This window comes from Oricola indica (genome assembly GCF_019966595.1).
In the GTDB taxonomy this organism is placed as follows: Bacteria; Pseudomonadota; Alphaproteobacteria; order Rhizobiales; family Rhizobiaceae; genus Oricola; species Oricola indica.
Map to the genome: position 1 here is coordinate 43903 of NZ_JAINFJ010000011.1, position 21107 is coordinate 65009.

The window sequence follows — 21107 nt, forward strand, 5'->3', positions numbered from 1 at the left end:
CCCGATCAGGCCGACTTCTTCTGATCGTCGTCGTCGTCGATTTCCTCGAAATCGGCATCGACCACATCGTCGTCGCCCGCGGCATCCGCAGCGGCATCAGCCTCGGCGGCAGCGGTTTCCTCGGCCTGCTGGGCCTCGTACATCGCCTGACCGAGTTTCATCGAAGCCTCTGCGAGCGCCTGGGTCTTGGCGGCGATGGCCTCGCCATCCGGCGTTTCGGCGCCGACAGCTTCCTTGAGGTCGGAAAGCGCGTCCTCGATGGCCTGCTTGTCTTCCGCGGAAACCTTGTCGCCATATTCCTTCAGCGACTTCTCCGTGGAATCGATCAGGCTCTCGGCGTGGTTCCTCGCCTCGACGGCCTCGCGGCGCTTCTTGTCTTCCTCGGCATGGGACTCGGCGTCCTTGACCATCTTCTCGACTTCCTCGTCGGAGAGACCGCCGGAAGCCTGGATGCGGATCTGGTGCTCCTTGCCGGTGCCCTTGTCCTTGGCCGAGACGTTGACGATGCCGTTGGCGTCGATGTCGAAGGTGACCTCGATCTGCGGCACGCCGCGCGGCGCCGGCGGGATGCCGACGAGATCGAACTGGCCGAGCATCTTGTTGTCGGCAGCCATCTCGCGCTCGCCCTGTGCGACGCGGATCGTCACGGCGTTCTGGTTGTCCTCGGCCGTGGAGAAGGTCTGCGACTTCTTGGTCGGGATCGTCGTGTTGCGGTCGATCAGGCGGGTGAACACGCCGCCGAGCGTCTCGATGCCGAGCGACAGCGGGGTCACGTCGAGCAGCAGCACGTCCTTCACATCGCCCTGCAGGACACCGGCCTGAATGGCGGCGCCGAGCGCGACGACCTCATCCGGGTTGACGCCCTTGTGGGGTTCCTTGCCGAAGAAGTCCTTCACGGTCTGCTGGACCTTGGGCATGCGGGTCATGCCGCCGACGAGGACGACTTCGTCGATCTCGCCCGCCTTCATGCCGGCATCCTTCAACGCGGCCTTCATCGGCTCGATCGTGCGCTTGACGAGATCATCGACAAGGCTCTCGAACTTGGAGCGCGTCAGCTTCATGGTCAGGTGCTTCGGACCCGACGCATCGGCCGTGATGAAGGGCAGGTTGATCTCGGTCTGCGAACCGGAGGACAGCTCGATCTTTGCCTTCTCGGCAGCTTCCTTGAGGCGCTGCAGGGCGAGCTTGTCGTTCTTGAGATCGATGCCCTGATCCTTCTTGAACTCATTGGCAAGATATTCGACCAGACGCATGTCGAAATCCTCGCCACCGAGGAAGGTGTCGCCGTTGGTGGACTTCACCTCGAAGACGCCGTCGCCGATCTCGAGGACCGAAACGTCGAAGGTGCCGCCGCCAAGGTCGTAGACCGCGATGGTCTTGCCGTCGGTCTTGTCGAGACCGTAGGCGAGCGCGGCAGCGGTCGGCTCGTTGATGATGCGCAGGACTTCAAGGCCGGCGATCTTGCCAGCGTCCTTGGTGGCCTGACGCTGGGCGTCGTTGAAGTATGCGGGAACCGTGATGACCGCCTGCGTGACCGTCTCGCCGAGATAGCCTTCGGCGGTCTCCTTCATCTTCTGAAGAATCATGGCGGAGATCTGGCTGGGCGACTGTTTCTTGCCGCCAGCATCGATCCATGCGTCGCCATTGTCGCCCTGGACGATCTTGTAGGGAACAAGCTTCTTGTCCTTCGCCGTGACCGGATCGTCATAGCGGCGGCCGATCAGACGCTTGATCGCAAAAAGGGTGTTTTCGGGGTTGGTGACCGCCTGGCGCTTGGCCGGCTGGCCGACAAGACGCTCGCCGTCGTCCGTGAATGCAACCATGGACGGCGTCGTGCGCGCGCCCTCGGAATTCTCGATGACCTTGGCGTCCTTGCCATCCATGACGGCGACACACGAGTTCGTCGTTCCAAGGTCGATACCGATTACTTTAGCCATTTCAAAACCTCTCCTAAGCAGACCGCCCGGACCCGTTCCGGCATTCCATCAAGCGGTCCCTGTTACCGGATTAAATTCGCCTCCGCAGCGGGTGCGACGGCGTTGCGGCGTATATAAGAACCGGTTTTTGAGCCTGCAAGTCTGCTGTCGGCGCGAAATTCGGACCATTCACCGGAAAAATCCCGCTGGGTCGAACGCCTTCACAGGCCGGCGGCCCGGCCAGCCGGGCAGTTTCGGGCAAGGAAATACTGTCATTGTCATGTGACAGACACACAAGGGAGGGCGCTCCCGGCACGATGACGGCGCAATTACATTCCGTCGGCCGGACGGTTCAACCGGACGAGGCGACACAAGGCCAGCAAACGACCGGCGCAATGCCGGGCGCTCCGCCGGTCGGCCCTACCCTGACACAGCAGCAGGCCAACGAGGTTTTCGGCCTGTATCGCGACCGCCGCTACGAAGAGGCGCTCGAAAAGACCCGCGAGCTGATCGCGGTGCATTACAACCTCCCCCTCCTCCACAATCTCGCGGGCGCCATTCACAGCGCGCTCGGCCAAAGCCACCAGGCAATCGGCAGCTACAGGCGCGCGATCGCGCTTCGGCCGAATCGCCCGGAAGGCCACAACAATCTGGGCGATGCGCTCAACAGGATCGGCCGCCATGAAGAGGCGATCGGCAACCTCGCGACGGCCGTGACGCTGAAGCCCGATTTCGCGGAAGCCCACAACAATCTCGGCATCGCGCTCGCAGCGCTCGGACGCCACCGGGAAGCGGTCGGCAGTTTGCGGCGCGCGTGCGAATTGCGACCGGGTTTCGCCGAGGCGCATGCGAGGCTCGGCGATGCGCTGATGCAGTGCGGCGAGTACGAAGAGGCGGCGGACGCCTATCGGACGGCCATCGAGGCGCGGCCGAACATGGCCGAAGCCCACGCAAAGCTCGGGCGTTGCCTGATCCGGCTCGGCCGGGCGCAGGAAGGCGCGGAAGCCTGTCATCGCGCGCTGGCCATCGACAATGGCCATGTGCCGGGGTTTATCGCCCTGTCGGCGGCGCTTGAGCAGCTGGACGAGACCGGGGCCGCGATACGCTGCCTCGAACACGTCATCAGGATCGAGCCGCGAAACGTCGATGCGCATGACGCCTTTTGCGGCTTGCTGGAACGCAGCGACCTCGACAAAGACCTGCGGAATGCCGTGTCGGCGGCGCGCAAATCATGCGGCGAAGACGATCCGCGCATCCTCTACCGGATCGCGCGGCTGGCCGCGCTGGATGGCGACCACGCGACGGCGCGGCGTTGCCTGGACCGCATGCCGCCGGACAGTCTCTCGCGGGAGATGGCCGACGGGCGGCTTTCCCTGCTTGCGGAAAGCTGCGAGCGGCTCGGCGACTTCGACGCCGCCTTCAAGCACCATGCAGCGCTCAATGGGCGCCGCAACGCGCAACCGGCGGCCCGCACCGCCGACCCGGTGCGATACATGCGCGATCTGGAAGACCTCGCCGCCTCCTTCTCGGAAACGGACGGCGCACCCTGGGAGGACGTCGTGGCGGCGCATCCGCGCACGCCGGTCTTCCTTGTCGGGTTCCCGCAATCGGGCACGGACCGGCTCGGCGCGATATTGCGTGGCCATCCGGACATCGCGCTGCTGGAGAACAAGCCGATGGTCGCGCGTATGGCGCAGGCGCTTGGCGAGAGTCCCGACCGCGAGCGGCTGCAGATGCTGACCGCGGACGACATCGACTTCCTGCGCGGCGTCTATTTCGAGGAACTGGACCGGCATCTCGACCTGGAGACCGGGTACGGGACGGTGATCGACAGCCTGCCGCTCAACATGGCGAGCGCGGGCCTGATCGAGCGGGTTTTCCCCCGGGCGCGTTTCGTCATGGCGCTGCGGCACCCCTGCGATTGCGTTCTGTCCTGCTTTACCGGGGCATCCGCCACGGACGACATCATGGGGAATTTCCTCGAGCTGGAGACGGGCGCGACGCTCTATGACCGGGCGATGCGGCTGTGGACATGCTACCGCTACAGGCTCGCGCTTGCGGTCCATGAAATCCGGTATGAAGAGCTGCTGGCCAATCCGACGGACGAGACGGCGGCGCTGGCGCGCTTCCTCGGGGTCGACCCGGGCGGCACGGCGCGGGCCGTGCCCGAACCCCTTTTCGCGGACCGCGTGGGCCGCTGGGAGGATTACCGCATGCAGATCGAGCCGGTTTTCCCGCTGCTGGAATCCTGGGCCCGTCGCCAGGGCAGCTGAGCGGAGCGCGTCATGTCCGTCGACCAGACACTGCGCAAGGCGCAATCGCTTGCCCGCAAGGGCGCGACGAACGACGCCGAACAGCTTCTGCGCTCGGTTCTGGCGCGGTTCCCCAACAACCGGCGCGCGCTTGACGGTCTGAAGGCGCTGTCGCAGCCAAAGGCGCGGCACGGCGGCCCCGCCCTCACCCGCGAAACGGCAAATGCGCTGCTGGCGCTCTACCAGAAGGGCCATTTGCAGGAGGCGCTGGCGCAAGCGACCGCGCTCGCCGCGCTGCATCCGGGCGTCGCATTCCCGCACACTATCGCCGGCGCCTGCCATGCGGGTCTCGGCGCGCAGGACAAGGCGATCGCCTGCTACCGAAGGGCGCTCGACCTCTCGCCGAACTCGCCGGACATCCTGAACAATCTTGCCGCAGCGCTGACGGCAACCGGCCATCCCGGCGACGCAATCGCCCATCTCGACAAGGCGCTGACGTTCGATCCGGCCCATCCCGACGCGCTCAACAATTACGCCCATGCGCTCAACGCGCTCGACCGGCAGGAGGAGGCGCTCGCCTATCTCGACCGGGCGCTTGCGGCGCGACCGGAATTCGCCGAAGCGCTGAACAATCGCGGCAATGCCTACAGCCATCTCGGGCGTCTCGACGCGGCCGCCGCCGATTTCGAGGCCGCGCTGAGGATCAACCCGCGCCAGGCCGACGCCCACCGCAATCTGAGCATCATCAAGACCTACGCGCCCGACGATCCGCAGATCGGCGTGATGGAGACCTTGTTGGCATCCGACACCGCGACGGACCGGGCGCAGGTCCATTTCGCGCTCGCCAAGGCGCTGGACGACACCGGAGAGACCGACAAGGCCTTCGCGCATTTCGACGCCGGGAACCGGCTGCGGCGGGACGCCTTCCCAGACCCGATGCCGGACCAGAAAAAACTCTTTGCCGCGATCAAGGGGCATTTCGACAAGGACCACCCGGTCCTGCCGGCGGAGACGACGGGCAAGCGGCCGGTCTTCATTCTCGGCATGCCGCGTTCGGGGACCTCGCTCACAGAGCAGGTGCTGGCAAGCCATCCGCAGGTGCACGGCGGCGGAGAACTGCAATTCCTCCGGCAGGCCGTCCGGCCGACGCTCTCCGGCATGCGTCTCGACACGGCGGAGCCGGCGGAGATCAGGGAGCGCTATCTCGGCGCGCTTGACGGTCTCGGCGTCGCAGAACCCGTCATCACGGACAAGATGCCGCTCAATTTCCGCTGGATCGGCTTCATCGCGACAGCGCTTCCCGAGGCGACGATCATCCATGTCGCACGCGACCCGGTGGCCACGGCATGGTCGATCTACCGCACCTTCTTCCCGTCGCGCGGGCTGCAATTCAGCTTCGATCTGGACGCCATCGCGGAATATTACGGGCTTTACCGCGACCTGATGGCCTTCTGGCGAGACCGCTTCGGCGACCGGATCCACCATATCGACTACGAGGCGCTGACCGAAAACCAGGAAGCGGAAACGCGCCGGCTCCTCGACTTGTGCGGCCTCGACTGGGACCCGCGCTGACTCGCCTTCCACGAGACACGGCGCACCGTCTCGACGGCCAGCGCGGCGCAAGTCCGCCGCAGAATGTATTCGGGCAGTTCGGCTGCGTGGCGCAAATACGAAAAGCACCTCAAGCCGCTGGTCAAGGCGCTGGGTTAGCGCGTCAGCGGCCGAGCAGGATATCCAGCACCGTGCGCCCGCCGCCGTCGTTCTGGCCGACACCGACCTTGGGGCGCGGCGCGCCGGTCGATGCGGTCGGGGTGCGGTCGGGCTTCGGCGGGAAGACGTTTTGCGACATCGGGACATCCTCGCGCGGTGCGGCGGGACGCGCCGCCGGGGTGACCGTGTTCCTGCGATAGCCCGGCAGACGGGCCACGGGAACGCCCTCATGCGCCTCGACCATGAAGGCCTTCCACGCCTGTGCCGGCAGCGAGCCGCCGGTGACCTTGTTGGTCGGCGAGCCGTCGTCATTGCCGAACCAGACGCCGGTGGTCAGATTGGCGGTGTAGCCGACGAACCATGCGTCACGCGATTTCTGGCTGGTGCCGGTCTTGCCGGCGGCGGGATGGTCGAAACGGGCGGCGCGGGCCGTGCCCTCGGTGACCGTCTTCGACATCATGCGGTTCATCATGCCGGCAACGCCGGGAGAGATGGCGCGGGACATGTTGTCGGCCGTGTGCTCGTAAAGCACTTTGCCGTCGAGCGTCGTGACACGGCGGATAACATAGGGATCGGCGCGGTACCCGCCATTGGCGAAGGGCACATAGGCCGATGTCAGCTCCATCAGCGTGACTTCGGAGGTGCCCAGCGCCAGCGAGGCGTTGGGTTCCAGCTTCGAATGGATGCCCATGCGCGCGGCGGTCTTGACGACATTGCCGGCACCGACCTCCATGATGAGCTGGGCCGCGACGGAGTTCAGCGATTTCGACAGCGCCGTCTCCAGCGTCACCGGCCCCAGATACTTGCCGCCGTAATTCTCCGGTGACCATTTTCCGATCTTCACCGGCGCGTCGTTGCGCACGGAATCCGGTGTCATGCCCTGTTCCAGCGCCGTGACGTAGACGAAGGGCTTGAAGGCGGAGCCCGGCTGGCGTTTCGCCTCGGTGGAGCGATCGAACTGGGAGTTGGCATAATCGTAACCGCCGACCATGGCGCGCACCGCGCCGGTGTTGTCGATGGAGACGAGCGCGCCCTGACCGACCTTGCGGCTTTCGCCTTCCGTGGCGATCAGGTTGCGAATGGCGTTTTCGCCGAATTTCTGCAGCACGAGATCGACGGTGGTATCGACGATCACGTCCTGGCGGATCTCACCGATCAGTTCGGGCAGTTCCTCCATCACCGCGTCGGCGACATAGTTTTCCGAGCCGGTCCAGTAGGCTGCGGCACGGGTGGCGGGGCGCGTGAGGGCCGCCGTCATTTCGCTGTCGGTCACAATGCCCTGCTCGCGCATGGCGGCCAGCACGATCTGGGCGCGTTCCTCGGCCAGATGCGGATTGCGGGCGGGCGACAGCCGCGACGGCGCTTTCAGGAGACCCGCGAGAAGCGCCGCTTCCGGCAGGGTCACGTCGCGGGCGGACTTGGAGAAATAGCGCCGCGACGCCGCCTCGACGCCATAGGCTCCGGAGCCGAAATAGACCCGGTTCAGATACATTTCGAGGATCTGGTTCTTGGTGTATTTGCTCTCCAGCCAGACGGCGAGCAGCACTTCCTGCACCTTGCGGCCGACCGTGCGGTCCGGCGACAGGAACATGTTCTTGGCCAATTGCTGGGTCAGCGTGGAACCGCCCTGCACCAGCCGGCCCGCCATGACGTTGGCGACCATGGCGCGGGCGAGACCGATCGGATCGACGCCGAAATGCGAATAGAAGCGCCGGTCCTCGATGGCGACGACCGCCTGCGGGATATAGGGCGACATCTGGTGGATGCCGAGCGCCTCGCCGCCGGTGGCGCCGCGATTGGCGACCAGAGAGCCATTGACGGCGACGATCTTGACGTTGGGCGGCCGGTCCGGGATTTCCCAGGTGGTCGCGGAGGGCATCTGCGCGCCATACCAGGCGACGACCCCGGCAACAGCGACGCCGCCCCAGATGGCCATGATGAAGGACCAGTAGACGAGACCGCCGATCAGGCCGGTGAGACCCAGCCGCGCGCGGCGCGAACGGGCGGTCTTCTTCTTCGGTTTGCGCGCGCCGGACGCCTTGCGCTTGACGGCCGGCTTCTTGCGGCGCGGCGGCGCGGCGCGATCATCTTCAGTCGCCGTCAGACCGGCCGAACGCTTGCGCTTCGGCGCATCGTCGAAACGCGGTTCGACGCGGCTTTTCGGTTTCTTTCGGCTGGCCATGGGCGAAATCAGGTCCGTTACGCAAAACAGATACGGCGCCTGAACCCTAAATGCGGCGATTTAAGGCAGAGTTAAGGGACGATGAAGGGAATGGTTCGAATTGCGCTCAGGCGTGTTGCTCCATCACCGCCCGATAGGCAGGCCGTTCAGCCACCGCGCTGCACAAGCGGGCAACTTTCGAATTGGCCGCGAACAGGGCCGGTTTGTCCGACATCCACTCGGTGAGCATCGTCAGGTATATGTCCAGCGCGGTAAATCCACGCGCAAGGAAATACGGTTTCCCGGCAATGGCGCCGTCGATGATGGCGAAGAACTCGTCCAGTTGCTTCAGCGCGACAAGGCTGACGGTCTCGTTGGCCGCATCGTCGAATGTGAACTGTTCGGGATGCCATGCCCTCGAGAAAACGGGGTAGCCGCCGGTCGCCATCGCCATCAGCCAGAACAGGAAGATCGCCCGGTCCGCGTCTCCGACAGCGGGAACAAGCCCCGCCTCGGGGTGCCGTTCCCCCAGAACGAGCGCAATGGCCGCCGTCTCGCCGATGACCACGCCATCGGGCATTCGCAGGGCTGGCACCCGCATGGCCGGATTGATCTCGCGAAAGGCGCTGCCCCGATGCTCGCCGGCGGCCATGTCGACATAAACCTTCCGGTAGTCCGCGCCGATTTCTTCCAGCATCGCCTGCGGCGCGATCGCGCCGGACAGGCGTTCCCAAAAAAGCGTATACATCGCTTCCATCCTCACGCGGTGGTCGGGTCGATCATGGTCGACACTTCGATGATCCGGTTGGCGGGAAACCCGCTTTCCTCGGCATGCCTGCGGATATCGTCCTCGCTATCGGCGAGATAGACGCAGAATGTCCTGTCGCCGGCGACATAGGAATGCTGCCACTGGATCGTCGGGCCCAACCGCGCCAGCGCCTCGTTCGATTTCGCCGATGCAGCCGCAAGGTCCTGCGCGCTCATGGCGCCGACCCCGGGAATTTCACGCTCGATCACATATTTCTTCATGGCGGCCTTCTCCTTCGATCCCGGCTGCGCCTTCCAAAACAATTTCTATCGTCATGCATGGGTGCAACCTTCAACAACGCCATGATTGCAGCATGAGATCCGGATTTCAGGTCATTTTATCTCGCCTCGACGAAAGAAAATCTTTATCGTGAAGCTATGAAACTCTCTCATCTGAACGCGCTCAGGGCCTTCGAGGCCGTTCTGCGCACCGGCTCCTTCCGCGCGGCGGCGGACGAACTCGGCGTCACCACGGCCGCGGTCGGACAGCAGATCAGGGGGCTGGAGGCATTCATCGGGCGCAGCCTGTTTTCGAGGACATCGGCCGGCGCGCATCCCACAGACGATGCGGCCCGGCTCAAGGCGCGGCTGACATCCGGTTTCTCGATCATCGACGGCGTTCTTTCGGAACTGAGAGACGACGGCGCGTCCAACCGCGTCGCGATCACGCTTCCCGAATCCTTCGCGGAGAACTGGTTCACGAAGCGGATCTCGGATTTCTACAGCCGCAATTCCGCCGTCGATCTTCGCCTCAACGCCGCCAACAGGCGCATCGACCTTGCCGCAGACGGGTTCGATTTCGCCATCCGCTACAGCCCGCCGCCTGAAGACGGCCTGGATGCGGTCGATCTCTTCGGGGATTACGTGCTTCCGGTCTGCACGCCAGAGTTTCGCGAGCAATATGGATTGTCCGAGGAGACGACATCGCTGACGGCAATACCGCGCGTACATCTGGACAACAGGACGCCCGATCCGAAATGGGCCGGCTGGCGCGACTGGTGCCGGGCGTTCGACATCGCCGACGGAGACGATGGCGGCGGGGTGCGGTATTCGAAGATCAGCTCGGGGCTGCAGGCCGCAATCGCCGGCCACGGGCTGGTGCTGTGCGGTATCACCGAGGCCCATGACGCCATCGAGAGCGGGCTGCTGGTCACGCCGTTCGGCGTCGCGAACCACATGGAGACCGGCTATCGCTACCGCCTGCTGTCGGTCAGCGGACGACGGCTGAGCCCGCTTAAATCGCGGTTTCGCGACTGGGTGATCGAACAGTCCCGCTCATTCGAGCAGACGGTCGCCCGCATGTTGCAGTTGCCGGACGCAGCCCGTTAGCGCGTCACCCTTCGGCGAGCGCGTCGAGGATGCGGGCCCATGAGCGCTGGCCCTTGTGGAAGCTCTTGAGGGCGTATTTCTCATTGGGGGAATGGATGCGGTCGTCGGCGAGGCCGAAGCCGACAAGCACGGATTCCATGCCGAGCATGGTCTGGAAATCGCCGACCACGGGGATGGAGCCGCCCATGCCGATCATCACGGCCGGGTTGGGCCACTCGTCGGACAGCGCTTCCTTCGCCTTTTGCAGGACCGGGGAATCATAGGCGAGCTGGATGCCGGGCGAGCCGCCATGCTCGCGGAACGACACCGTGCAGTCGGCGGGAATGCGACTGCGCACGAATTCGCGGAAATTCTCGCGGATGGCGTCCGGGTCCTGCTTGCCGACCAGGCGAAAGGAGACCTTGGCCGACGCCTTGGCCGGGATGACCGTCTTGAAGCCCTCGCCGGTGTAGCCGCCCGTGATGCCGTTGACCTCGGCGGTCGGGCGCGCCCAGGTGAGTTCGAGCACGGAGCGGCCCTTTTCGCCGGAGGGGATCGCCAGGCCGACCTCGCCGAGGAAGGTTTCCGCCGTCTGGCCGAGGCTTTCCCACTGGTCGAGGATTTCCTTCGGCGTCTGTTCGACGCCGTCGTAGAAATTCGGGATCGTCACCTTGCCGTCGGCGTCGTGCATGTCGGCAAGGATCTTCGACAGGATATGGATCGGGTTGGCCGCCGCGCCGCCGAAATAACCCGAGTGGAGGTCGCGGTCGGCGGCCTGGACGGTGATCTCCTCGCCGACGAGACCGCGCAGGCCGGTCGAGATGGCGGGGGTACGCGCGTCCCACATCGAGGTATCGCAGACCAGCGCGTAATCGGCCTTCAATTCCTCGGCATTGGCGTCGAGGAAGGGTTTCAGCGAGCCCGAGCCGGACTCCTCCTCGCCTTCGAACAGGATGGTGACCTTGCAGGGAAGCTCGCCATGAACCTCCTTGTAGGCGCGGCAGGCTTCGACGAAGGTCATCAGCTGGCCCTTGTCGTCGGCGATGCCGCGTCCGGTGATGATCTTGGCGCCGTCGGCGCCGTCGCGCACCGCGGGCTGGAAGGGGTCGTTGTCCCACAGGTCGAGCGGGTCGACCGGCTGGACATCGTAATGGCCGTAGAAGAGCACGTGCGGCGCGTCCGGCTTGCGGCCGTCGTGATGCGCCACGACCATCGGATGGCCGGGCGTGTCGCGCAGCGAGGCGTCGAAGCCCAGCTCCGTCAACTCGGCGACCAGCCATTCGCCGGCCTCGCGGCAGGAGGCGGCATAGGCCGGATCGGTGGAGATGGACGGGATGCGGACCAGTTCGAACACCCGCATAAGGCTGTCGGCGAGGTTTTCGTCGATGCGCTTGAGGACGGGATCGAGGGGGTGGGCCGCATGCGCGCTGGTCATGGCAATCTCCGCTGGACGTCTGGGGCTGGAATCGCGGCGATTCCTGCGCGCGTCGCGGCGCAATGTAAAGTGGCGGGAAACCGGGGGCCGGAAAAAATGAAGCCGCCGTGCGGAGGTCGTGCACGGCGGCTAAGCGAAAAGGTTCTAAAAGTGGCAGCCTGGAGAGGGGGATTAGGCTGCCACCTGTCCGGATCGGCGGGGGACGGGCCTTAGCCGGACATCGGCTCAATATGCCGATTAACCAAATCTCACATATGAGTGTGGCACAAAAACGGCAGTGTCGATTCTCGAAAAACGCCGGTTATCATTGGATTTCCAGCGGATTTCTCCGGCGCGAAACGAAAAAATGGAGCCTGCCGCAATTTCGCAGGTTACATCATGCAAGAACAAGTGAGTGCGGCCGGGTCCGGATTTTGCTTGAGAAATTTCGAAGGGCGACGTTTCAAGATCGAAGAGGATTCGCTCCGTCAAAGGGATTCTCTTCGGCCGGGATATTTCGGGAATATGACATGTGTGGCATCGCAGGATTCGTAACCGGCCGTTTCGGCGCAGATGAAGCAGACACCGGCTGGCTCGATACGGTCGCCGCCGATGTAGCAGCGGCACCCGCCGGCCTCGCCGCCGTGGAGACGCTGCACGGCGCGGTCACCGCGTTGCAGGACCGGTTCGCGGAGCTGATGTCATTCCGGATGGCGGAACGGATCGCCTTCGATGCGGATTTCAAGGCCGGCGTCGCGTCCCTTGCCGACACGCTGGGCAAACAGGCGGGCGCCCTGACCGACCTGTCCAAGAAAGGACGCACGGATCTCGACCCGCTGATCGAGAGCCTGCGCGACTATGAATGGCAGTTGCGCGAGGAACTCGTCGCCCAGACGGGCGAAGCAATCGCACTCGTCGCCGAGGGCATCGACGCGGCGCGCGGCAACGCCGCGAAAGTGGCGCTTGCCGCCGAGCATGTTCTGCGGGCGATCGACCGGCTGGAGGTTCGCGGCCGCGATTCGGCCGGCATCGCCATCCAGATCCAGCTTCCCGAGAATTGCGTCGACGCGCTGCCGGGCGACCTGACGGAAGAATTCGCCAAACGGTGTTCGGCGCTGCATGCGGATCATCTCGCGGTCTATGTGCATGAAAATGGCGGCGGCACGCGGTCGCTGACCTTCGTCTACAAGACCGCCAACCTCGTCGGCCGACTGGGCGACAACGGCGCGGCGCTGCGCGCGGCGATCCGCGCCGACCGGCTTTTGTGGGCGCTTGCCGCGGACGCGACACGGGCGGGCGTTCTCTCGCATACACGCTGGGCGTCGCATGGCGTGATCTCTGTCGCCAACTGCCACCCGCACAATCCGTCGCTGGCACAGGACGAGAGTGGCCAGTCCGGCGTTTCGCTGGGCGCGATGTACGCGCTGAACGGCGACGTGGACAACCACGTGGAGCTGATCGCAGAACTGGTGACAAATCGCCAGCTCGCCATCGACCCGTCGATCACCACCGACGCCAAGATCATCCCGATCGCGCATCGCAGCGCCGGCGCGGATGCCGGCGACATGCTGGACCGGTTCCGCACCGCCGTGCGCCGCCTCGACGGCTCGATCGCGGTCGGCTGTATCGATCCCAGCCAGCCGGGCGACGCCTTTCTCGCGCAGAAGGGCTCCGGCCAGGGCCTGCATGCGGCGCGGCTCGCCGACGGCTGGATGTTCGCCTCCGAGGTCTACGGGCTGTGCAACGTGGCGCGCGCCTCCTACAACCTCGCCCGCTCGGTCGCGGGCGGTTCGGTGATCCGTCTTTCCGGCGACTCCGCACAGCCGGAAATGGTCGGCGTTTCCGACGGCACGCCGGCAGCGATCAAGCCGGAGCCGATCCAGATCTTCGCGCGCGACATCTATCGCGGCGGCTTCGAGTTCTATCTCGAAAAAGAAATCCATGATGGACCGGAAAGCGTGGCCAAGACGCTGCGCGGGCGCTACCGCCGCGACGGCGGACTGATCGCCTTCGACGAGTTGCCGACCGATATCTGGGCCTCGATGCGCAAGGCCGTCGCGCTCGGCATCAGCCGCGTCTACGTGATCGGCCAGGGCACGGCGGGCGTTGCCGCCGTCGGCATCGCGCATCTGATCGAAAAGGCGCTCGGCTACGAAAGCCGGCTCGACATTCCCGTCATCGCCCTGCGGTCCTCGGAAATGTCTGCGGAAATCGAGAGCTATGAATTCCGCAACGCGCTGGTGATCGCCGTTTCGCAGTCGGGCACCACGACCGACACGAATCGCGCCGTCGACCTCGCTCGCGAGCGCGGGGCCTCGATCCACGCCATCGTCAACCGCCGCAACTCCGATCTCGTGCGCAAGGCGGATTCGGTGCTGTTCACCTCCGACGGCCGCGACGTGGAAATGTCGGTCGCCTCGACCAAGGCGTTCTATTCGCAGCTGACGGCCGGCAAGCTGACCGCGCTTTTCCTCGCTGACGCTCTGAACACGATGACGGAGATCGAGATCGCCTACGAGATGGGCGAACTCGAACGCATGCCCCGGCTGATCGCCGAGGTTCTCGACAAGGAAGAGCAGATCGCCGAATGCGCCCGCAGTTTCGCGCCGCAGGCAAGATACTGGGCGGTGACCGGGTCCGGCGTGAACCACACGGCGGCGCTGGAAATCCGCATCAAATTGTCGGAGCTCTGCTACAAGTCGATCCCGGTCGACTACACCGAGGACAAGAAGCATATCGACCTTTCGACCGAGCCGCTGACGCTGGTCGTCGCCAACGACCTGCCCGGCGATCTCGTCGGCGACGTGGTCAAGGAAGTGGCGATCTTCAAGGCGCATAACGGCCGGCCGATCGTGTTCGCGACAGAGGGCGCGGATGCCGCAGCCTTCGCGGAATATGCGGAACGGGTGATCGCCCTGCCGAAAATCGGTGGCGATCTGGCCTTCGTGCTGGCGACGGTCGCGGGCCACATGTTCGGCTTCCACGCAGCCCGCGCCATCGACCGCGCCGCGCAACTCCTGAAGACGATCCTGGCCGATATCGGCCTTGTCGCGATGGACGATCCCGGCGCGGACCGGCAGGCGCTTCTCGACAAGCTCGACGCCTTCATCGACGAGGGTGCGGCGGGCGCGTTCAATTCCGGTCTCGGCGCGAACGATCTCGCCATGCTGGCGAAACTCTCGCGCGATCTCGGCCGCGCGAATGACGCCGCGACCGCCCGCGACGTGGCACAGGCCGCGCTCGGACCGGTGCGCCACACATTCGAGGAAACCTCGCGGCCGATCGACACGATCCGCCATCAGGCCAAGACCGTGACGGTCGGCACCAGCCGCCCGGAAGACGCGCTCTCATCGTCGATCCGCGAGGCTCTGTCGTCACTCGGCGTTGCCGACAGCCGCATGACCTTCGACAACCGCAAGGTGCTGGCGGCCGTTTCGCGGCTGATCGACGAGATCGAGTGGACGGCGCTTCTCGATGTCGACCAGACGAAGGACGGCCCGGTCGTCCGGCTGACCGGGGTGGCTCCGTCGCCTGCGATGGCGGGATACGCCCAACCGTCCAAGCCGCTCGGCGTGATCGGCTCGGCGCTCGACGACCATGCGCTGCATGCCGGCTTCCTCGGCGACGCGGCGGTGTTCGCCGTGCCGGTCAACAACGCCTCCTATTCGGAGGTCGACTCGCTGGTCTGCTTCGCCGTCAGGCTGCAGGCGCATGCCTCGCGCGATCAGAAGTCGGCGGCCATGGCGGCGCTCGGCACCTACAAGCCGGTGCTGCGCGAATGGGAGCAGAGTTTCGGCGAGGAGGCAGCCGCGGCGCTTGCCCGCCAGATCGCGCGCGAGACGCCCGAAAACGTCGTCTTCCGGCCGAAGATGCTCGACCCGTCGCTCAGCCGCGACGAACGCCAGAGCGCCTAAGGCGGCCGCTACTCGAAGACGATGCGCGGGAAATAGAACGATACGACCCAGTTGGGCGCGTCGACGACCTCGCTGATGCGCAGATCGCCGCAAACCGAGCAGAGGATATAGGCGTCCTCCGGAGCGAGGCCGCGTGCGTGCGCGAGATGATCGACCATGCCGGAGACCGCATCGCGGGCCGCCGCCATCAGATCCGGACCGATGCCTGTCGTCACGTCGTAGCCCGCCGCATCGAGATGGCGCGTCACCGGACCCGGCGTCGAAAAGCGCGGGAATGGCGGCGCGGCGCCCTTGACCAGATCGAGGGTCACGGTGATGTCCATCGCGCTTTCGATGGCCGTGCCGCAAACCTCGCCGTCGCCCTGCGCGGCATGGGTGTCGCCGACGGAGAACAACGCGCCCGCCACCTCGACCGGCAACCAGAGCTCCGTTCCCGCCGCCATGTCGCGGATGTCCATGTTGCCGCCGGTGCGGCGCGGCGGAATGATGTCGTGCCGGCCCGGTTCGGCGAGCGCCACGCCGATCGTGCCCGCGAACGGCTTGAGCGGCACGCGCGCCAGGGCGTTGAAGACCGCCGGGGCTTTCGCCGTGCGGTCATAGTTCCAGAGATGCAGGCGCGGCTCGGTGAACTGGTCGGCCAGCAGGCCGAAGCCGGGGATGATGGCGCTCCAGCCGAAGCCCGACGGGGCGAAGTCGCGAATGGTGACCTTCAGCGCGTCGCCCGGTTCCGCGCCATCGATGAAGACGGGACCGGTGACCGGATTGACGCGGCCCGGGTCCATGGTGGCGATGTCGGCGGCGGTGCTGTTCTTCGTGTAGTGCCCGTCGCCCGCGTCGCGGCATTGCAGCGTCAACGTCTCACCGGGCGCGACGGTGGTCACCGGTTTCAGCGCATTGTCCCAGCCGCAATGGCAATGGTCGGCGTGGATGGTGCGCCATGGGGCCGCGTGTCCGCTCATCGCGTCGATCCCGACCGCTTGCGCACGGCCGCCCTCTCCAGCATGTATTTTTCCGCCTCGACCATGTGGTCGCGCATGATCTCGCGCGCCCGGTCGGCGTCGCCGGCGCGGATCGCGCGCAGGAGGCGGACCTGGTAATGCAGGCCGGTCTCGCGCAGTTCGGGATGCGGCTCCTGGTAGATCTCTCGGCACACGGTCATGTCGCGCAGGAGTGAGAGCAGGAACACGGCGACGAAGCCCAGGAGGCGGTTCGGGCTGTTGCGGGCGAGTTCGGCGTGGAAATCGAGCTCGGCGAGCCGCTGGCGATATTCCTCCTCCGCCGTGGCGGGTTCGTCCTCGTAAAGCCGGATGGTCGCGCGCATCGCCTCGAAAGCCGGGACGGAGAGCGAGCCGGTGGCGGCGGACGCGGCGAGTTCCGGCTCGACCAGCTTCCGGATCGCGTAGATGTCCGCGATCGTGGGCGGTGAAAACAGGAAGAGATTGTCCAGCATGCGGATCGCATTGTCGGACGCGATCGCGGTAACGAAGATTCCGCCGCCGGGTCCGGTCTTGGAGGCGATCAGCCCCTGGAATTCGAGGATCTTGAGCGCCTCGCGCAGCGTGCCGCGCGAAACCTTGACCGCCTCCGGTTCAAGCCACTCGGAGGGCACGCGGTCGCCAGGCGACAGACCCGCCTCGACGATGCGGTCGCGGATCGCGTCTGCCGCGATATCGGGACGCTTTCGGCGGCGCGCCGGCGTCACCGACACAGGCTCAGGTCTTGGCGCGCTCTCCTCCATGCGGCGTCACTTGCTCTCGTGCGGGTGGAAACATGCGGCCCTGTGCGTCTCGTCTCCGGCCGCCCCGGCAAGCGGCGGAACCGCCCTGTTGCATTCATCCGTGTGGCGGGGGCAGCGCGCGTAGAAGGCGCATCCCGGCGGCGGATTGTAAGGATCGGGCAATTCCGTGTTGGCGTCCTCCGCGATCAGCGAGCGACGGCCGGGCGCGGGTGCCGAATTCAGCAGCAGATGCGTGTAGGGATGGCGCGGCGAACGGAAGATGGTTTTTCCCGCGCCAATCTCCACGATGCGTCCGAAATACATCACCGCGACCCGATCGCTGACGCTTTCGACCACCGAGAGATCGTGGCTGATGAAGACATAGGTCAGGCCGAACTGGTCCTTGAGACCGTCGAGGATATTGAGCACCTGCGCCTGCACTGAGACGTCGAGCGCGGACACCGGTTCGTCGAGGACGATCAGCTTCGGATCGGCGGCAAGCGCGCGGGCGATGCCGATGCGCTGCGCCTGCCCGCCGGAGAATTCATGCGGGTAGCGGTCGAGGAATTCCGGCGCGAGGTTGACGGCATCCATCAGTTCGCCGAGGCGCTTCTCGCGCGCCGGCCGGTCGAGATCGAGCAGATAGCGCAGCGGCGCTTCGAGGATGGTGCGGATGGTCTTGCGCGGATTGAGCGAGGCGACCGGGTCCTGGAAGACATATTGCACCTCGCGCGACAGGCGGCGCAGATCATGGCCGGCCTCGGCGACGAGATCGCGTCCGTCGAAGACGATGCGGCCGCCTGTCGGCGCATCGAGACCGACGATCATGCGCGCGAGCGTGGACTTGCCGCAGCCGGATTCGCCGACGACGCCCAGCGTTTCGCCCTTGCGCACCTCGATGGTGACATCCTGCACGGCGTGGACCGCCGGTTTCGGCTGCCCGAACAGGGACCGGCCGCCGCCGAAGACGCGCTCGGCCTTTTCAATGGACAGAAGCGGCGCGTCAGACATCGGCATCGTCTCCGGTGAGCGGGTGGATACAGCGCACCGTTCGCCCCTTGCCCATTTCGGTGAGTGGGATCGGCGCGGCGCGGCAATCGTCCTGCGCGCGCGGACAGCGCGCCGCGAAGGCGCATCCCACCGGCAGGTTGTTGACCACGGGCGGCCGGCCCTCGATGGCGTCGAGACGGCGTTCGGGCTCTCCGAGAACCGGAACGCAATCGATCAGCTTGGCGGTGTAGGGATGGGCCGGGGAATTGAGGATTTCCTCGGTCGTGCCGGTTTCGACGAACTTGCCGGCATACATCACGGCGACGCGGTCGCAGATCGCCGAGACGACGCCGAAATCATGGGTGATGAAGAGAATGCCCGCATTCTTTTCCTTGCGCAGCGTATCCAGCAGCGACAGCACCTGCGCCTGCACGGTGACGTCGAGCGCGGTGGTCGGTTCGTCGGCGATGATGATCTTCGCGTCGTCGGCGAGCGCCATGGCGATGCAGACGCGCTGACGCATGCCGCCGGAGAGCTCGTGCGGATAGGCCTTCAAACGTTCCGCCGGATTGGGGATGCGGACGACCTTCAGCAGGTCCGCGGCCTTGGCGGTCGCCTCGCTTTTCGACAGCGGCTGATGCGCCTGGATCGCCTCGACCAGCTGGTCGCCGACGGTGAACAGCGGATGCAGCGTCGAAAGCGGATCCTGGAAGACATGGGAGACGGCGGAGCCGCGCAATTTGCGGATTCGCTCGTCGGAGGCGGCAAACAGATCCTCGCCATCGAGCAGCGCCGCGCCACCGGCGATACGGCCGGGCGGCGTGGGGACCAGTCCCATGATCGACATCGCGGTCACCGATTTGCCGGAGCCGGATTCGCCAACAACGCCAAGGCACTCGCCCTGCCCGACGGCAAGATCGACGCCGCCGACCGCCTTGTAGATTTCGCCGCCGAAGCGGAATTCGGTCTTCAGGCCGCGCACGTCGAGGACGGTGTCCGGACGGGGCGTGACGTCCGGGACGTCCTCGCGCATGACGGCGGTGCGCGCCACGGGCCTTGTCAGCGCGCCGGATTTCAGGCGCGGGTCGAGCACGTCGCGCACGCCGTCGCCGAGCAGGTTGATGCTCATGACCAGGGCGAAGATCATCACGCCGGGGATGATCGAGACATGCGGCGCGGTGAAGAGGATCTTGCGGCCGTCGCCAAGCATCGAGCCGAGATCGGCCTGGGGCGGCTGCGCACCGAGACCAAGGAAGGAGAGGCCCGCCGTTTCGAGGATCATCCAGCCGATCGTGGTCGACATGGTGATGATGATCACCGGCAGCACGTTGGGCAGCACCTCGATGAACAGGATCTGCGCGTTCGACTTGCCCGACAGCCGCGCCGCATCGACGAATTCGCGGCGCGACAGGCCGAGCGCGATGCCGCGGATGTTGCGCGCGAAGAAGGGGATGTTGACCACGGCGATCGCGTAGAGCGCGTTCAGGAGGCCGGGGCCGAGGACGGCGACGATGGCGAGCGCCAGAAGAATGTAGGGAAAGGCCATGACCATGTCGATGCCGCGCATCAGCAGCGTATCGACGCGGCCGCCGGCATAGCCGGCGACAAGGCCGATCAGCGAGCCGAAGAAGGCGGCGATCAGCGTGGCGGAAATGCCGACCAGAAGGCTGACCTGCGTGCCCCAGAGCAGGCGCGAAAGGATGTCGCGGCCGAGCGCGTCGGTGCCGAGCAGATGGCCTTCAGCCAAGGGACGCAGCAGGCGGTCGGCGGGCGCTGTCGCGTCCGGATCCGGCAATGGCAGAAGCGGCGCGGCGAGCGCGGCCAGAACGATTAGTGCGAAAACGACCAGACCGGCGGTCGCCAGCGTGTTGTTGAGCAACAGCGACAGGCTGTCCGGGCGTCCCTTCGGCTTCTTCGCCGGCTTCTGGGCGGCGGTCGTGGCGGTCGCTTCGGCCATCAGCGCAACCTCGGATCGAGTATGGTCTGGACGACATCGGCGGCGAGGTTGAACAGCACATAGGCGCTGGCAACGACCAGAACGCCGCCCTGCACGAGCAGCAGGTCACGCGTCGAGATCGCCTTGACCAGCATCGAGCCGATGCCCGGCCACTGGAACACGGTCTCGATATAGACCGCTCCGCCGAGCACGAAGCCGGCCTGGATGCCGATCACGGGAATGACGGTGACCAATGCCGCCTTGAATGCATGCTTGTAGATGACGGTGCTTTCGGTGACGCCCTTGGCGCGGGCCGTGCGGATGAAATCCTGGCGCAGAACTTCCAGCATCGCGGTGCGGGTCAGCCGGGCGATGACGCCGGTGGCGACCACGGCGAGCGTCAGGGCCGGGAGAAAGAGGTGCTTGAGAAGATCGGGCAGATCGCCGCCGCCATAGATGGCGTACATGCCAGACGCAGGAAACCACTTCAGATTGACGGCGAAGACGAGGATCAGCAGGAGGCCGAGCCAGAAAGACGGCACGGAGATGCCGATCAGGACGACGAAGGTGATGGCCTTGTCGACCCAGGAATATTGCCGAACGGCGGAGATCACTCCGGCAATCAGGCCGAGGACGGAGCACAGGACGAGCGATGTTCCGGCGAGGATGAGCGTCGCCGAGAAGCGCTCCAGAACCTCGTCGATGACCGGGCGATTGAGCGTGTAGGAGCGGCCGAAATCGCCCTGCAGCATGTTGCCGAGCCAGATGAAGTATTGCTGCACGAGAGGTTTGTCGAGGCCAAGATCGCGGTTCAGCTTCTCGACGTTTTCCGGGGTCGCGTAGGAGCCGAGAATGGCCGTCGCCGGGTCGCCGGGGATCATCGCCATGATCAGGAAGACGATGATGGTCAGGCCGAAGATGACCGGGATCGCAGCCAGAAGGCGCTTGGCGATATAGGCCGACAAGGCGGGCTCCGCGTGAG

General features: G+C 65.6%; 14 protein-coding genes. 4 read left to right on the plus strand and 10 right to left on the minus strand.

The genetic code is table 11. The features are described from left to right. Positions 1-5 precede the first annotated feature (5 nt). Entirely contained in the window at positions 6-1937 is a 1932-nt protein-coding gene (dnaK, locus tag LC343_RS20725; RefSeq protein WP_223479090.1) for a molecular chaperone DnaK, read from the minus strand. Between the two features lie 296 nt (positions 1938-2233). Here dnaK and LC343_RS20730 point away from each other — a divergent pair, with 296 nt between their 5' ends. Together LC343_RS20730 and LC343_RS20735 are read left to right on the plus strand one after the other, a co-directional pair. Continuing rightward, the gene (locus LC343_RS20730) at positions 2234-4189 is read left to right on the plus strand and encodes a tetratricopeptide repeat-containing sulfotransferase family protein (protein WP_223479091.1); all 1956 of its coding nucleotides are present in this window, start codon (positions 2234-2236) and stop codon (positions 4187-4189) included. Positions 4190-4201: 12 nt separating this feature from the next. Then, entirely contained in the window at positions 4202-5740 is a 1539-nt protein-coding gene (locus LC343_RS20735) for a tetratricopeptide repeat-containing sulfotransferase family protein (RefSeq protein WP_223479092.1), read from the plus strand. 142 nt (positions 5741-5882) lie between these two features. On the opposite strand, the gene LC343_RS20740 is transcribed toward LC343_RS20735, so the two are convergent. The 3 genes from LC343_RS20740 to LC343_RS20750 form a co-directional block, all read right to left on the minus strand. Next, positions 5883-8060 carry a transglycosylase domain-containing protein gene (locus LC343_RS20740; RefSeq protein WP_223479093.1) on the minus strand — a complete coding sequence of 726 codons (2178 nt, stop codon included), beginning with the start codon at positions 8058-8060 and terminating at the stop codon, positions 5883-5885. A 106-nt stretch (positions 8061-8166) separates the two neighbouring features. Continuing rightward, positions 8167-8787, minus strand: a complete 621-nt coding sequence (locus LC343_RS20745; RefSeq protein WP_223479094.1) for a glutathione S-transferase family protein — start codon at positions 8785-8787, stop codon at positions 8167-8169. Positions 8788-8798: 11 nt separating this feature from the next. After that, the gene (locus LC343_RS20750) at positions 8799-9068 is read right to left on the minus strand and encodes a DUF4242 domain-containing protein (protein ID WP_223479095.1); all 270 of its coding nucleotides are present in this window, start codon (positions 9066-9068) and stop codon (positions 8799-8801) included. Between the two features lie 156 nt (positions 9069-9224). Between LC343_RS20750 and LC343_RS20755 the strand changes: the two genes are divergently transcribed. Beyond that, entirely contained in the window at positions 9225-10175 is a 951-nt protein-coding gene (locus LC343_RS20755) for a LysR substrate-binding domain-containing protein (protein ID WP_223479096.1), read from the plus strand. Positions 10176-10179: 4 nt separating this feature from the next. Here the strand turns inward: LC343_RS20755 and LC343_RS20760 are convergent, their stop codons facing one another. Continuing rightward, positions 10180-11589 carry a M20/M25/M40 family metallo-hydrolase gene (locus LC343_RS20760; protein ID WP_223479097.1) on the minus strand — a complete coding sequence of 470 codons (1410 nt, stop codon included), beginning with the start codon at positions 11587-11589 and terminating at the stop codon, positions 10180-10182. Positions 11590-12098: 509 nt separating this feature from the next. On the opposite strand from LC343_RS20760, the gene LC343_RS20765 reads away from it, so the two are divergent. After that, the gene (locus LC343_RS20765) at positions 12099-15482 is read left to right on the plus strand and encodes an SIS domain-containing protein (protein WP_223479098.1); all 3384 of its coding nucleotides are present in this window, start codon (positions 12099-12101) and stop codon (positions 15480-15482) included. An 8-nt stretch (positions 15483-15490) separates the two neighbouring features. Here the strand turns inward: LC343_RS20765 and LC343_RS20770 are convergent, their stop codons facing one another. Genes LC343_RS20770 through LC343_RS20790 form a run of 5 tightly spaced genes read right to left on the minus strand, consistent with a single transcriptional unit; the run spans position 15491 to position 21090 of the window. Continuing rightward, entirely contained in the window at positions 15491-16441 is a 951-nt protein-coding gene (locus LC343_RS20770; RefSeq protein WP_223479099.1) for an acetamidase/formamidase family protein, read from the minus strand. Further along, on the minus strand, positions 16438-17220 hold the full coding sequence (locus LC343_RS20775) for a FadR/GntR family transcriptional regulator (protein WP_223479100.1): 783 nt from the start codon (positions 17218-17220) through the stop codon (positions 16438-16440). Before LC343_RS20775 ends, LC343_RS20770 begins: the two co-directional genes overlap by 4 nt. Before the next feature lie 6 nt (positions 17221-17226). Then, entirely contained in the window at positions 17227-18210 is a 984-nt protein-coding gene (locus LC343_RS20780; protein ID WP_223479101.1) for an ABC transporter ATP-binding protein, read from the minus strand. Beyond that, positions 18203-20146, minus strand: coding sequence for a dipeptide/oligopeptide/nickel ABC transporter permease/ATP-binding protein (locus tag LC343_RS20785; RefSeq protein WP_223479102.1), 1944 nt, complete (start codon positions 20144-20146; stop codon positions 18203-18205). Before LC343_RS20785 ends, LC343_RS20780 begins: the two co-directional genes overlap by 8 nt. Continuing rightward, the gene (locus LC343_RS20790; protein ID WP_223479103.1) at positions 20146-21090 is read right to left on the minus strand and encodes an ABC transporter permease; all 945 of its coding nucleotides are present in this window, start codon (positions 21088-21090) and stop codon (positions 20146-20148) included. Before LC343_RS20790 ends, LC343_RS20785 begins: the two co-directional genes overlap by 1 nt. Between the last annotated feature and the right edge of the window lie 17 nt (positions 21091-21107).